Raw genomic sequence first — 13,853 nt, forward strand, 5'->3', positions numbered from 1 at the left:
TCGTCGAGCGTGCCTGTGGTGGAAGAGGCGAACGCGGATGAAAAGATAGGATCGCGCTCTCTTGGGCATGACGGGCATATCACGGAACCCGGCACCACTCGTGTCTCGTCTCGTGGATCCCGTGAACGTGTTTCCTGCTTGACTCTCCAGCAGGTGGAGACCTCAGAGTGGCCGCCATGCCGAAGAGGGAGGCGCTCACCATCGGGGAACTGGCGCGGCGGACGGGGATTCCCGTCAAGACGCTTCGATTCTACTCGGATGAAGGGCTTCTGCCGCCGGCGCGGCGATCCCGCGCCAATTACCGGCTTTACGACCAGGAGCAGGTGGTTCGTGTCGAGCTCGTGCGGACGCTCCGGGAAGCGGGGGTCGACCTCGCGACGATCCGCAAAGTGCTCGCCAGGAACCTGTCGCTCGAGGACGCGCTCCGCCTGCGCCTCGCGGCGGTCGAAGCCCACGCGGCCTCGCTTTCGCGTATCGCCGCTGCGTTGCGCGCCGCCCTTCGGGGAGAGCCCAGCGAAAAGGACTTGAGGAGGTTGTGGACCGTGACTCGACTATCCAATGAAGAACGCAAAGCAGTCATTTCCCGCTTTTACGACCAGGTCGCCGACAGCGTGCCCATCGACGCCGAGTGGATGCGAGGGATGATCGAAGCGAGCGCCCCGAAGCTGCCGGACGATCCCACGCCCGCGCAGCTCGAAGCGTGGATCGAGCTCGCGGAGATCCTCGCGGATCCGACGTTCATCGCGAACATGCGCGTGATGGCGGCCGTCACGTGGAGCGAGGAGGTCGACCAAGCGGCCCTCCTCCACGCGCAGAGCGAGGCCGTCGCCGCCACGCGTGAGGCGCGGGCACGGGGCGTGGAGCCCGATTCCGCCGAGGCTCTCGTGATCGCGGAGCGGTTCGTCCGCGAAGCCGCGAAGGCGAGCGGCAAGGACCTCGACGCTGCATTCGAGGATCAGATGCGAAGGACGCAGGATCCACGCGCGCTGCGCTACTGGGAGCTCGTCTCCGTGATGACCGGCGAGCCGCTATCGCCCGCCTACGAGGACGGGCGCTGGCTCGGCTCAGCGATCGCGAGGTTCCTCGAACATTGAAGGGAGGAGCGAACTTGTCACGTCGTCTGCGAGCCATTCATTACGAGGTTCACGGCCAGGGACCACGTTTCCTGTAGGCCGATGCACATATGGGCTCGCGGTGCAAGAGATTTCGACCTTACCAAGGTCGTTGGAAACGAGACGTCTGGTCCCATGGATGCCCACATTGGACCGTGAACCTGTCCGACCCAATATCGTGAGGTCACGTAAAGAGACACTCCGAACGGCCCTCCGTTTCGTGAGCCCCTCACGGCGGTGAGATGCTTCGCACCTTCCCTCACGCCTCGTGCGTGGCCACGGGCGGGTGAGCTTTCGTTCTAGCAGCAGATCGTGAAGTGTGGTGGGATGTGGTCGTCAGGCTTTCTCGGTGAAGCATGCAGACCATCGACGACGTGGAACGATTGCAGGAGTTCTTCCGTGAGCATCCCGACGCGCAGATCGTCGCCAGCCGCGAAGGGCATTGCCTTCACGTCAACGAGGCGGCCGCAAGCGCGCTCGGAGGCGACGTCGGGCCGGAGACGTTGCTCTCCGAGCGGGTGCATCCAGGGGATTTCGGGCACTTCCTCTCGGAGTGGGCGGCGATCGTCGCGAGCAGCAAGCCGTCCGCATTCGCCGTTCTCCTCGGCGGCAAGGGCGCGAAGGCTCGGGCCTTCGTCCTCCACGCGCGCCGCGCGTCCTCCGGCGACCGCGTCCACGTGTCGCTGCGGCCCAAGGACGGGGAGGCCGAAGTGGAGCAGTCGTCCGTGCGCCGCCGCGAGCAGGTGCTGCGCGTCGTCCTCGACAATCTCCCGATCATGGTATGGGCCACCGATAAAGAAGCCGTGTGCACCTATGCCGACGGCAAAGGCCTGGAGTTCTCCAGCATCAAGCCCGAGTACCTCATCGGCAAGAATTCCTTCGCGCTTTACCCGCCAGAAGCCACCACGGGATTGAAGAAGGCCCTCGAAGGCACGATATCCCGGCACGTCAGCACCGACAACGGCCAGTACTGGGACAACCGCGTCATCCCCGTGCAGGACGCGGACGGGAACGTGACCGGGACCGTGGGCATGTCGCTCAACGTCACCGAGTTGCAGCAAGCCAAGGCCGAGCTTGAAGCGAAGCTCGCGCTCATCGAGCGTCAGCAAGAGGTGATCCGAAACCTGGAGACCCCCATCATCCAGGTATGGGACCACGTGCTCACGCTGCCCATGGTGGGCGTCGTCGACAGCCGCCGCGCCGCGCGGGTCATGGATGACGTGCTCGGCGCCGTCAGCCGCTTGTCCGCGCGGTTCGCCATTCTCGATCTGACGGGCGTGGACGTCATCGATACGGCCACGGCCGGCCATCTGTTCTCGATCATCGGGGCCGTCCGCCTGCTCGGGGCCGAGGGGATCATCTCCGGCATCCGACCGAACGTCGCGCAGACCATGGTCAGCATGGGCATCGACATGTCCAGCGTCCTCACGCTTTCGAGTCTGCGCGACGCGCTCGCGCTTTGCATGCGCCGCATGCGGGCGGAGGGGCGGAGGTAGCAGAACTCCGCCCGCCCCGCGGTTACGCCGCGGCCGCGGCCGTCGGTTGCCGTGCGTCGACCCGCACTTTCACGCCTCGGGGCGGCCGCAGCGCGAGGCTTCCGCTGGGCACGAGCGGTTGTTTGGCGAGGATCGACACGCGATAACGCTGCGCCACGGTCGCCAGGGTGAGCACGGCTTCCATCGTGGCGAAGTGCTGACCCATGCATACCCGCGGCCCGAGGCCGAAAGGAATGTAAGCCCCACGGGGGAGCTGCTTATCGGCCCCCGCCCGGAAGCGCTCGGGATCGAAGCGTTCGGGATCAGCGAAATACGTCGGGTTCCGATGGATCACGTAGGGCGCGACGTAGAGCATGCTTCCCTTTGGGATCGGATACCCTCCGAGGACGATGTCCTCGGTCGTTTCTCGTGGGAACAAAAGCCAGCCCGTCGGGTAGATGCGCAACGTCTCTTTGATGATCATCGTCGTATAGGCGAGCTGCGGGTAATCCTCGGCCGTCGGGGGGCGCCCGCCGAGCACGCGGTCGAGCTCCTCCCATAGCGCGGCTTCCACCTCGGGATGTCGCGCAAGCATGATCCACGCCCATACCAGCGTGAACGCCGTGGTCTCGTGACCCGCGGAGAACATCGCGATCATGTTGTCGCGTAGGTCGTCGTGCGTCACGCCGCCGCGCTCGCCGTGGGCGAGCATCAACATGGACAGGAGGTCGCCCTTGTCCTGCCCGGTCTTGCGCCAGTCCTCCACGAATTTCATCACGATATCGTTGAGCTCACGGATGGCCGCTCGCTTGCGGCGGTTGTACTCGCTCGGGACCCACATGGGGATTGGGAACGCGATGTCGTATTCCCTGCCGAGGAGCCCGAGGATGTCGGTCATCGCCGTCGCGGCGCGGGGGACGATGTCGGTCGCGTCCGCGCTGAACAGGGTCAAGGAGACATTCTGGATCGTGATCCGCAGCATCTCGTTGTCGATCTCGTATTCGCTGCCCGAGCGCCACCCGCGGATCCCCTCGAGCGCCTGCTCCACGAAGACCCGACAATAATTGTCGAGGCGCCGCGGCTGGAAGGCAGGCTGCGCCAGCCGGCGCTGCCGGTCATGGACCGCGCCGTTCGAGGTCACGACGCCGTTGCCGAAGAACGGCGCCACGATCCGCTGGTGAATCCATTCCTTCGGCATCCTTTTCGGATGCTCGACGAGGACCTCGTGGACACAATCGGGCCGGCTCACGAGATACGCGTTGCGAGGCCCGACACGAAAATGGACGAAGTCACCGTAGGTCTTGGCGAGGCTCGTCAGGAACCCGAGCTTGTCTTTACGCAGGTCGAGCAAGCTGCCCAGGAGAGGCAGCCCTTGGGGTCCAGGCGGAGATGCAGTTTTCATGGGTGTACCTCGATTCCTTCAGAGGACGACGACGGCGGTGATCAGGAGCAGGCAATACCAGCCTGTGAAGAGCAGATAGGTGATGTGATCCTCCCTCGGCGTGCGGAAGAAAGCCACGCGGAGGCCAATGGCGAGCGCCACGGCCCCGAGGGCGGCGTCCGCGGCCCATACCGCTCCTCGCGCGCCCGCGGGCTGCAGGAGCGCGACATGAACGGCGAGCGGCAGGAGCCCGAAACACACGGCGAGCAGGATTCGGGTCGCGCGCTCGCCGAAGACGAGCGGGAACGTCAGCCGACCGGCCGCGCGATCCCCATTCATGTCGCGCAGGTCCTGCACGGAGACCAGGGGGAAAATCACGGCCGCGGGCAAGAGGATCCACCGCCACGCGAGCGGCGAGAGAGGCGTGACCATTTGCCACGCCGCGGCGAGCTGAACGAGGATCCCGAGCGACATGCAAAGGTTCTTGACGACCCAGTTGCGCGCGCCGAGCACGACGTTGTGCACGAGGATGATGAGCTGCCAGCCGAGCGCATACTCGATGACCCCGAGCCACGCGCCCATCAGGGTGAACAGCGCCATCACGACGGCCCAGCGCAACCACGCGCCGCGCACCGACACGAGGCCCGTCACCAGTGGCCGATGTGGCTTGTTGCGCCGATCCTCTTCGAGTCCCGTGGCCTGGTTGGCGAGACAAAACGCGTAAAGATAGAGGCAGAAGTAAAGCAAGCTGCGCGTGATCACGCCCGGCAGCCGCGCCGGCTCCGCGCCCGACGTCTTCCACGCCGCCAGCGTGAACAGGAACGCCGGGGCGACCGCGGAAGACAGGTCGCCCGCGACGAACGACCAGAAGAGCGACAGCTCGCGCACGATGACGTTTGGCGTGGCGCGCGCGGCCCGCAGGTTGGAAGGGAAGACGTTCATGTCGAACCTCCGTGGTTGCCGGCTTCATCCAAGGCTCTGGGCGAGCGACGCGGCGAGGGCCACGAGCGGCGTCGCGCGGTCGCCGAAGCAGGCGAGGTCGCTCATGGCGTGCTCGATCAAAACCTCCACGTGGCGGTGGGACTCCGCGAGCCCCAGCACGCTCGGATACGTCGCTTTTCGAGCGGATGCGTCTTTTCCGACGCTCTTGCCGACCGCCTCGCAGGTGGACGTGAGGTCGAGGATATCGTCGACGATCTGGAAGGCGAGCCCCAGCCTCTGCGCATAACGGCGGAGGCGCGCCGTGGTGAGCGCATCTGCGCCGCCGAGGATCGCCCCGGAGAGCACGGACGCTTCGAGGAGCGCTCCCGTCTTGCGGGTATGAATGTCCTCGAGCGCCTCCACACCGACGCCGTATTTGCCTTCGTGCGCGAGATCCTCCACCTGGCCGCCGGCGAGCCCCCTCGGGCCCGCGGCGCGGCCGAGCTCGGCGATGACCGCGAGCGTCCGTTGGGCCGGAACGCCGACGGTGCGGCGGGCGATGAGCTCGAACGAATGGGCGAGAAGGCTGTCGCCAGCGAGGATAGCGAGCGCTTCTCCGTGCATTTTGTGGTTCGTGAGGCGGCCGCGCCTGTAATCGCCGTCGTCCATCGCCGGCAGATCGTCGTGGATCAGCGACATCGTGTGGATCATCTCGATGGCGCAAGCGGTGGGCAGCGCGATTTCGGCCCGAGGGCCCGCGAGCTCGCAGGCCGCGAGGCACAGGATGGGTCGCAGCCGCTTTCCGCCGGCGAGCAAGGAATAACGCATGGCCTCGTAGAGCGCGCGAGGCTCTTCGATGGCCAGATAGCTCTCCAGCGTCGCATCGATCCTCGCTCGACGGATGCTCAGGTAAGCCCTCAGATCGAACGAACGGTTGGGTTCGACATTCATTGTCATTGCGGCCTCCTGCGGGCAGAGCGATACCGTTCGCGCGTGCCGGATCGCGCGTCGACGGTCTCGCGCGGGCGCTCCGGCACATGCCGGAGACACCGAGCCGCGCGATGCTCCCCACGGATGATGGATGTTATCGATTCGTCCGCGAAACATCCGCAGACGACACAAACCTCATGACTCGGCAGCGGACCCGACGACCCCGCAAGCCCCCCCTACGAGCTTGGTTCGTTCCGGGCTCCTTCCGGCATACCCGCGTGAGTAGCTCACGCGAGCGCCACTACATGCAACAGACGTACAGAGTGTGTCCTGACATAACTAAGTCAGTCGTCAACCGTCGAAAACTTGCTCCGTGTCTGCAGGAGTACGGGACCATCATACCCCCGGTCGCGGCATCGTGGTCCAGTGAGCTTTCCGGTTCTCGTCCGTCGTAGCGCTGAATATCCGTGGGTTCCCATGAACTACGATGACTTCATCCGAACACGCCGCTATGTCGAGGATGCGCGCCCTGCGCTGCCCTGGTGGGAGGAATCCTGGGAGCCGTGGTGCGGCGCATCTGCGAGCGTCGAGGCGACGGGTCGCGCCCCGACGTGCTCGGGGCCTACATCTACGGGCTGCCCGACGATCCGCTCGTGATCTTCGATGTGAACCACCCGGCCGGCCGATGGCTCCTCAATCTGGAGGATTCGGCCCTGTTCGGTGATGACCTGCATTCGCTCGAGCGGTCCCTGTTGGAGTGGGCGGATGGTCTTTACGACGAGGAGACGTGGCAGAGGTTCGTCGTGTCGCAGCGGTGAACTCGCACCGCACGCAGCTACTCAGCCACCGCCGCGCGTTGTGCCGAGGAGTTTTCGCGCAATGCTGCCGGCACCGCAAGTCATCGATAAGGCGTCGGCGAGAGCCATCCCTGCGGGGTTTGCCGCCAAAAGTAACGCTTTCGCGCTTCTCGCTTGCTCTGATCGCACGAAACGTTCATAAGAGGCGGCATCATGAACGGCGCGCTCGTAACGACCGAACGGCTCACGATACGTAAACTGACGCCGGCCGACGCGCCGTTCATTCTCCGCCTGGTCAATGACCCGGATTTTCTACGGTACATCGGCGATCGCGGCGTGCGGACGCTCGAGGACGCCGAGGCGTACCTCCGCAACGGGCCGATTGCCAGCTATGAACGCAACGGGCACGGGCTATGGGGCGTCGCCCTCACGGCGACGGGTGAGCTGATGGGCATGTCGGGGTTGCTGAAGCGCGAGGAATACGCGGATGTCGATATCGGCTACGCCTTTTTGCCGGAGTTTCGCGGCGGCGGGTACGCCTTCGAATCGGGATCGGCGGTGCTTCGGATCGCGGCCGAAGTGCTCGCGCTTCGCAAGGTGATCGCGCTCGTTTCGCCCGCGAACGCCGCCTCGATCGGCCTCCTGATAAAGTTCGGATTTACGCGCTCCGCGATGGAGGCGGAGGATTCGAACACGGTTCTCTACGAATGGGTTCCGTCGCCACCCTGACGAGACGCGTGTACTGCTCCTTCCGCCAGCGTTCGCACGGTGTCTGACAAGCTCGAATGCGCCGCTCCCGTTGCTCGCGCGGTCAAGCTTGGATAGGATGCGGGACACGATGTCGAAGGATCCACGCTGCGGCGCATGACCGACGCCAAGATTCAAGAGCGCCTCGACGCCAACCTCGACCCGAAATCGGCGGCGCGGCGGAGGGCGCCGGCCTAGCACTACTCTGCCACCACCAACCACACCTTCATATCGGCACGAGCGCCCGCACCGTCGCTCCGCACCGCGCGCATCTCATGGGCGCAGCGAGCCTTTGAATCAGTCGCCGCCGGATCTCCGGTAGCGACGGTTCAGGCGGTGGGCCGCTGCGCCCAAGCTTTTTTTTCGGCGTTGCGTAGGTGCTGAAGGAAGGCGAAGGCCATCATCGTCAGGAGCGCGTGATGATGCAGCGCGTGCCAGGAGCGGCACTCGACATGGTCGAGTCCGAGCTCCTCTTTCATCTGCTGATGTGCTTGCTCGCAAGCCCAGCGCGCCTTGATCACCGAGGCGAGCGTTCCGAGTTCGGTGTCGGGCGGGTAGTTCGAAAGGTAATACTTCCGCACGCCGTTCGCGCGCTTTTCGCAGACGAGCCAGGCTTCTTCGCCTGGCCCACGATTGTGTCCGATGACCTTCGGCCCATCAGCCACACGCACGCGGATGGCGGCAAACGACGCGGAGAGCGGGCCTTTCGTCCCGTCACGCCATTGTACCTCCTTGAAGCCGTTCTTTGCGCGCGTCGAGAATACCTCCTGCGCCTTCCTCGGAGCAGCCGACACCTTCCCACGCTGTGGCGGACGCCCGCCTGGTCGTGTTCGCTCGGGCGCGGCCACACGAACGGACTTCGGATAGACGAGCTGGTTCGGATTCACGCCCACTGCCCACTTCAGCTTCAACTCCGAAAGCCCACGCCGGAACGCGGCGCACGCGCCGTACCCCGCGTCCGCCAAGACATCGCCGAACTCGATGCCGCTGCGCATGATGCGCTCGATCTCGGCGAGCGCGATCTGCCACTTCGTCCGGAATACCACGTCCTCGGGTACCTTCGCGCGTCGCCGTCGCTCTGGATCGCGCGCCCATTGCTTCGGGAGGTAAAGCCGGAGCGCGACCGGGACGGGCACCTCGTCACGCGCAAGCGTGATGGAGACGAGAGCCTGGCAGTTGGCGTTCTTGCCGAGTTGCCCGCAGTACTGATGCGCGACGCCGACCGAGTGCATTCCCTTCTTTGGAATTGCGGTGTAGTAATGATGAGGTGGGCGTTCTTGCCGCCGACGAGCGCTCCAGCCTTCTCGAGGAGCACGCGCTCGTGCCCGGCCGTGTCCCAGCGAGAGGTCGAGATGAAGGGGTGAAGCTGCTGCGTCTCACCTGGGCAAACTCGCGCGGCCATCGGCTCGATGCTCTTGCGGTCGCCTGGCCCGAGCAGCCCACGTAGGTAGACCGGCCCCCACTTCTGCTGGGACGGGTAGCCGAACTCGTGCAGGAACGGTGCAAACCAGTGCTCGAACTCGCGCTCCCAGTGTTCCTCAGGAAGTTCGTCACTCTCGAATGTGGGTTTGACGGCGGTCACGCGGGCAAACCAGCGCAAGGGAAGACGCTGGGCCAAATTTTTCGCCACGGCAGACCACGAAGGGCCGTAGATCAAGCTCGGCACGCGTCAGGTCGCGGGCAGGGTCGGTCAGGATGGCAGAGTAGTGCTAGCGACGACCGGCGAGGAGCTCGTCCCCCAAACGCTTCCCATCTCGAAGGAGGCGTAGAGACCACGCGTGCCCGCGGAGGTTGGCTTGCGTGGTCCGTCACGAAGGCGCTTGACAGAACTACATTCAAGCGCTTACTCCCCGTCTGGGCTCCAGGCGCATTCTCTATGAACCAGCTCGCAACACGCACCAGGCCTTTCCTGGGCACGCTTCGCCTGAGCCGCGTCGAGGAATTTTACGGCAACACCATTGCCCTCGTCGCGCTCGGGACACTTTTCAACCCTCGGCTCTCGGCAGCGGACATCGTTCTTCTCTTCACGGCCAATCTCTTGCTGACGATCTTCGCCTTTGCTATCAACGATGTCGAGGACGCAGAGGACGACAGCAAAGATGCGCAGAAGGTCGTTCGCAACCCCATCTGCGCTCGTTTGCTCACGCAGGGCCAGGCGCTCGTGCTGAGCTGGCTCTCTGCGTTCGCCGGCCTCGCGCTCCTTTGGCCTTTCGGGGGGCGCGTGGTCCTCCTGGGAACCGTGAACGTGGCCCTCGGATTCTTGTATTCGTACAAGCGAATCCGGCTCAAGGCCATGCCCTTCATCGACCTCATTTCCCATGGCCTCTTCCTGGGCACCCTCCAATTTCTCAGCGTCACGTACGCCCGCGCCCCCGATCTCCCTCGTTCGGCCGCGCTGGGCGCTGTCTTCATCTGCACGATCTCCATGGCGGGCGACCTGTGGAACGAAATTCGCGACTTCGAGGTCGATCGAAAGACGGGCATCCGAAATACCGCCTCGGTGCTCGACGTCCGGCGCATCGAGCCCATGCTGCCGCACCTCTTCGTCTGGCCCTCGGTGGGCGTGGCGTCGCTCGTCCTCCTGAACCTCTCGGGCACGCAAAGGCTGATCGTCGGGCTCGCTGTGGCTGCGCTTTGTCTGGTCTTCGTGCTGCTCCCGTCGGGTCTCAAGAAACGAATGGTGACCGATCAGGCGCAATGGCTCGCGACGCTCGCGGGCCTTTTGCTCCTCGTGATATGCCGCGCCACCTCCACGGTACCCTGAATCCATGCAGATTCATTGGCTTGATGCGCTCTTTGGTCGGATCGTCTTGTCGCGATCTCCGCGATATTTTTCCGACGGGTGGGGGCCGCTCTCCGAGCGCGACGCGTTGCTCGAGCCGCCTCGGACACCTGCCGATCTCCACGATCTCGTGATCGGGCGGGCCGTGCGCGAGGGACAACTCCTCGTGCAGGAGGGGCGCTTCAAGAGCCCCGCTGCGAGTGAGTTCATGCCTCCCGCTTGTCATGCTGCACGTTTTCAGCTCGTGTTGCCTGCCGGGGCCGGCGCGCGTCCACCCGTGTGCCTGCTCCTCGCCGCCTCGGGAGACGAAGGGTTTGGCCGGCGTCGCTCGCTGGCCGAAGGCCTCGCGCTGCACGGGATCGGCGCGCTGCTCCTCGAAAACCCTTATTACGGTGCGCGTCGCCCTCCGGGGCAACGGAGCGTGGCGGTGCGCACGGTCATCGATCTGTTGCTCATGTTTCGTGCGGCCGCTGTCGAGTCCCTCGCCCTCCTGCAATGGTTGCGCGCGCGCGGCCACGATCACCTCGGGATTTCGGGCTTCAGCATGGGGGGCAGCCTCGCCGCCTACACGGCTGCGCTGTATTCGGAGCCCCTCGCCGTCATCCCCGTCGCCGCCGCGCACGCCATAGCTCCCATTTTCGAGGAGGGGGTGCTCTCCGATATGGCCGACTGGAGAGCCCTGGGTTCGGAGGGAGGTGCTTCTCCTGCCATTCGCAGGCATCTTTGTGACGTCCTCGCACCGGCATCGATCACGGCGCTCCCTCCGCCTCCCGCTCTCCGTAGCGCCATTCTCCTTGCCGCCCAGGAGGACGGCTTCGTCCCCCCGAGCTCCACCCAGCGCCTCGCGGAGCATTGGCAGGGCGCCGAGGTGCGGCACCTACCCGGGGGCCATGTCAGCGTTGCGCTCACCCAGCGCAGCGCCATGGTCCGTGCCGTGTGTGATGCCTTCTCGCGCCTCGCGCCGGGGGTCGTTGCCTGAGGAGGCTATGATCCTCCGTTTTTATCCACAATATGGATGAAATGGTCGCGGCCTTCGATGTCGTGGTCACCAAGCCTGGCGGAGTTTCCAGTTTCCATTGCCGAAGCGCTCGCGGACCGGGTACCGCGGCGCTCGCTCGCCCCGATTCCGTGGCGACGATCCTCGGGCACAGCGTCGGCGCGTCTGGCGGGACCCTGGCCGCGAAAGCGAAAATCCAGAGATGCACGCCCTGTGCGCAGAAAATGCGCTCGTGATGGACGACGCAGTGCAGCAGACAGGCGAGCTCTACAAGATTTAACAATTTTCCAAAGTGCCTGCCCTCGATCGGCGATATGCTGGGGCCATGCGTCCTTGGTTTGCTCCTGTATTCCTCACATTTGCTGCCGTGGGCTGCGGCACCAGTGGTCTCGAGACCGCCGTGCCGCACTTCGACCCTCCCAGCGCCACCACCCTCCCGGAGGTGAACTCTCTCGTCAAGGTGATCAACCTCGATGACGAGCCCGTGATCTGTTTCACCACCGATGGCACGGTACCCGAGTGGAACGGCGGCAATTGCACGAACCGGCTCGATGCGAGTCGTCAGATTGCGGTGCCCAAGTGCGGATTCAACCTGATCCGCATCGCGTGGTCGAAAGGCACGGACGAGGCCAACTACAAGGTCGAGAGCGAGGCTTGTAAAGAGAGCTGCGATCCGGTGGTGCCATGGTCGAATCAAGAGCTCGCGCGCGCATTCGCGCTCTGGCAAGATGAAACGAAATGCAAGCTGAACGGATGCGAGAATCCTTCGGGGACGGGGGATTGGTTGGAGCAGTGCGATTCCGGGCAAGTCGCCTGGGACGTGAGCCTGAGCGGCTTCCGGGCCATCAGCAAGTTCACCTTTGACGCCTGCGCTCACGCCGTCACGATCGACGTCGAGGAGGGCGGGATGACGGTCCCGCGGAAGTTCAACCTCGTGGTCACGGGCACGTTGATTCAGGATACCGACTTCAGCGGCAATGGCAACGAGGGAGGGACCGTCACGGTGTCCGGCGATTTCACGGGCAGCGTCACGTCGCGCATCGTGCTCGGCGACAAGAAGCGCAGCGGCGGCAGCTTCGACGCCGCCTGCACGGCCGATTCGCTGGACGGGAAAGAGTGCGCGCCGGCGGGCGCGAAGATCGCCTACGATTTCCCGCAATGGAGCTGCCACGGCGACATCTGCCCGGTCGCGGTCATGGGCTCCTGCCAGGGGGCCGACGGCGACGCGGATGCCATCCCCGACTCCGAGGACAACTGCCCCGAGCACCCGAACACCGACCAATCCGACATCGACAAGGACGGCGTCGGAGACGTCTGCGACAGCCAGTCCGACTTTGTCGTCATTCGCTTCAAGGTTGGGAACCGGTGCATGATCCTCGGCGACGGAAAGGTCGAGTCCACGAGCACGTGCGAGCCGTCGGATCCCAAGCAGCAATGGGAGATGTTCCCCGACGGCGACGCCTTCGGGTTCCGGAATATTTCGAGCGGAGAATGCCTGGCCCAATCCGGCATTCTGGCCGGCCCGTGGACCGTGGTCACGGCTCCGTGCAACAACAGCGACGAGCAGCGGTGGAAGCTCGAAGCCTACGAGCAGGGCGGGTTCGACGTGAACTTCCCGATTCGCCTGCACAACGTCGCCGATAATTTTTGCGCATACACCGACTTCACCGGGGAGGTGTACGGCACGGTCGGCAATTGTGGGCTCGCGGGGACCGAATCGAACCGGAAGGTCGGGTTATATTACGGCGGCGCGTTCGACACGCAGCCCTATCAGCCCTGACACACGCCCCTTCAAGCACGCCGAACGTCGAGCCCCGACCCCGGACGTCGAGAGCCCGGCGCGCTGTCCCTACTGGCAGGCGGAGGCGAGCTTTGGATATCGGTAGAGGCCGAGGAAGCACATCTCGTCGTCGGAACTGATGCCAAAGCCGATCGTCTTCGATGTCGTGTTCATGTACGAGCACTCGAAGTGGATACGCTCTCCCGCGAGAACCGGGACCGGCGTGATCGGATAGTTTTTCTGCTCCGTGAAGCTGAAGGACGCGTCGTGCAGGGGGACCTCGCCCGTGTTCATCTGGTGCGTCACCCGCATATGGGTGCCGTACTTGTGCATGTGGGGCCATACGCTCATGAGGGTCGCGTCTCCGGGGAACGTGCAGTCGCCTTGCACGGAGCCTGGGCTGTTCGGGGGCACGGAGATTCCGTTTGCGCCGGGCATGATCATCTCGGCCTCCTGCTTGACCTCGGAGGGAGCGAGGGTCTTGACGAGCGTGCCCGAAATGCCGGGGAGGGGAGCCGTGGTCGTGTTGAAGAGGTGCAGGTTCAAGAGGAGCTGTGTCCCTGCCGGGATCTTGAGCGCGACCCCTTCAGGAAAAACGAGGTCGTCCGTGCCGACGCCCGACGCAAAAAGCAAGCTCTCGTCGAGCGTCGGCCCGCAGACGGTCTCGCTGTCGGGCTGATTGCCCTTGGACCACAAGAGCAGCGTGTGATGCGTCCCCGTCGAACCGAGGGGGCGAAAGGCGTTGATGTAGAGATCCTCGTGGAAGGTCTTGGTCGCGCACCAATAACTCTCGCTGCCCCCGCCGATCTCCCAGCTCGTGTCGATGAGCGTCGTCCACCCCTCCGTGCTGGTCCCCGAGGTCGTGGCCTGTGGATGGGGCTGCTCGACCACCTCGGAACCACAGCCGATGAGCGCTGCGCACGCGAGCACC

At 64.7% G+C, this 13,853-nt stretch carries 12 protein-coding genes; 7 read left to right on the forward strand and 5 right to left on the reverse strand.

What is annotated here, in order from left to right; genetic code table 11:
* Positions 1-176: 176 nt before the first annotated feature.
* A complete protein-coding gene (locus POL67_RS04475; RefSeq protein WP_271915790.1) occupies positions 177-1,094 on the forward strand; it encodes a helix-turn-helix domain-containing protein in 918 nt (305 codons plus the stop codon).
* Between the two features lie 374 nt (positions 1,095-1,468).
* The gene (locus POL67_RS04480; protein ID WP_271915791.1) at positions 1,469-2,608 is read left to right on the forward strand and encodes a PAS domain-containing protein; all 1,140 of its coding nucleotides are present in this window, start codon (positions 1,469-1,471) and stop codon (positions 2,606-2,608) included.
* Between the two features lie 22 nt (positions 2,609-2,630).
* Here POL67_RS04480 and POL67_RS04485 read toward each other — a convergent pair whose 3' ends face one another.
* Genes POL67_RS04485 through POL67_RS04495 form a run of 3 tightly spaced genes read right to left on the reverse strand, consistent with a single transcriptional unit; the run spans position 2,631 to position 5,846 of the window.
* The gene (locus POL67_RS04485; RefSeq protein WP_271915792.1) at positions 2,631-3,989 is read right to left on the reverse strand and encodes a cytochrome P450; all 1,359 of its coding nucleotides are present in this window, start codon (positions 3,987-3,989) and stop codon (positions 2,631-2,633) included.
* Between the two features lie 18 nt (positions 3,990-4,007).
* On the reverse strand, positions 4,008-4,910 hold the full coding sequence (locus POL67_RS04490) for a UbiA family prenyltransferase (protein WP_271915793.1): 903 nt from the start codon (positions 4,908-4,910) through the stop codon (positions 4,008-4,010).
* A gap of 24 nt (positions 4,911-4,934) precedes the next feature.
* Positions 4,935-5,846 carry a polyprenyl synthetase family protein gene (locus POL67_RS04495; RefSeq protein WP_271915794.1) on the reverse strand — a complete coding sequence of 304 codons (912 nt, stop codon included), beginning with the start codon at positions 5,844-5,846 and terminating at the stop codon, positions 4,935-4,937.
* Positions 5,847-6,382: 536 nt separating this feature from the next.
* Here POL67_RS04495 and POL67_RS04500 point away from each other — a divergent pair.
* Entirely contained in the window at positions 6,383-6,637 is a 255-nt protein-coding gene (locus POL67_RS04500; protein ID WP_271915795.1) for a hypothetical protein, read from the forward strand.
* A 192-nt stretch (positions 6,638-6,829) separates the two neighbouring features.
* On the forward strand, positions 6,830-7,345 hold the full coding sequence (locus POL67_RS04505) for a GNAT family N-acetyltransferase (protein ID WP_271915796.1): 516 nt from the start codon (positions 6,830-6,832) through the stop codon (positions 7,343-7,345).
* A 347-nt stretch (positions 7,346-7,692) separates the two neighbouring features.
* On the opposite strand, the gene POL67_RS04510 is transcribed toward POL67_RS04505, so the two are convergent.
* Positions 7,693-8,703: an IS701 family transposase gene (locus POL67_RS04510; protein WP_276076286.1), complete on the reverse strand. Its 1,011-nt coding sequence runs from the start codon at positions 8,701-8,703 to the stop codon at positions 7,693-7,695.
* A 536-nt stretch (positions 8,704-9,239) separates the two neighbouring features.
* On the opposite strand from POL67_RS04510, the gene POL67_RS04515 reads away from it, so the two are divergent.
* The 3 genes from POL67_RS04515 (at position 9,240) to POL67_RS04525 (ending at position 12,922) form a co-directional block, all read left to right on the forward strand.
* Positions 9,240-10,127: a UbiA family prenyltransferase gene (locus tag POL67_RS04515; protein ID WP_271915797.1), complete on the forward strand. Its 888-nt coding sequence runs from the start codon at positions 9,240-9,242 to the stop codon at positions 10,125-10,127.
* A gap of 4 nt (positions 10,128-10,131) precedes the next feature.
* Positions 10,132-11,124, forward strand: coding sequence for an alpha/beta hydrolase family protein (locus POL67_RS04520; RefSeq protein WP_271915798.1), 993 nt, complete (start codon positions 10,132-10,134; stop codon positions 11,122-11,124).
* Between the two features lie 460 nt (positions 11,125-11,584).
* A complete protein-coding gene (locus POL67_RS04525) occupies positions 11,585-12,922 on the forward strand; it encodes a thrombospondin type 3 repeat-containing protein (RefSeq protein WP_271915799.1) in 1,338 nt (445 codons plus the stop codon).
* A 69-nt stretch (positions 12,923-12,991) separates the two neighbouring features.
* Here the strand turns inward: POL67_RS04525 and POL67_RS53460 are convergent, their stop codons facing one another.
* On the reverse strand, positions 12,992-13,852 hold the full coding sequence (locus POL67_RS53460; RefSeq protein WP_271915800.1) for a monooxygenase: 861 nt from the start codon (positions 13,850-13,852) through the stop codon (positions 12,992-12,994).
* Position 13,853: the final 1 nt, after the last annotated feature.

The organism is Polyangium mundeleinium, assembly GCF_028369105.1.
GTDB classification, from domain to species: Bacteria; Myxococcota_A; Polyangia; order Polyangiales; family Polyangiaceae; genus Polyangium; species Polyangium mundeleinium.

Excerpts from the sequence above, each read along its gene's own strand:
- POL67_RS04515 (WP_271915797.1), top strand. The coding sequence starts at position 9,240 with ATGAACCAGCTCGCAACACGCACCAGGCCTTTCCTGGGCACGCTTCGC.
- POL67_RS04520 (WP_271915798.1), top strand. The coding sequence starts at position 10,132 with ATGCAGATTCATTGGCTTGATGCGCTCTTTGGTCGGATCGTCTTGTCG.
- POL67_RS04490 (WP_271915793.1), bottom strand. The coding sequence starts at position 4,910 with ATGAACGTCTTCCCTTCCAACCTGCGGGCCGCGCGCGCCACGCCAAAC.
- POL67_RS04480 (WP_271915791.1), top strand. The coding sequence starts at position 1,469 with ATGCAGACCATCGACGACGTGGAACGATTGCAGGAGTTCTTCCGTGAG.
- POL67_RS04485 (WP_271915792.1), bottom strand. The coding sequence starts at position 3,989 with ATGAAAACTGCATCTCCGCCTGGACCCCAAGGGCTGCCTCTCCTGGGC.
- POL67_RS04475 (WP_271915790.1), top strand. The coding sequence starts at position 177 with ATGCCGAAGAGGGAGGCGCTCACCATCGGGGAACTGGCGCGGCGGACG.
- POL67_RS04495 (WP_271915794.1), bottom strand. The coding sequence starts at position 5,846 with ATGACAATGAATGTCGAACCCAACCGTTCGTTCGATCTGAGGGCTTAC.
- POL67_RS04505 (WP_271915796.1), top strand. The coding sequence starts at position 6,830 with ATGAACGGCGCGCTCGTAACGACCGAACGGCTCACGATACGTAAACTG.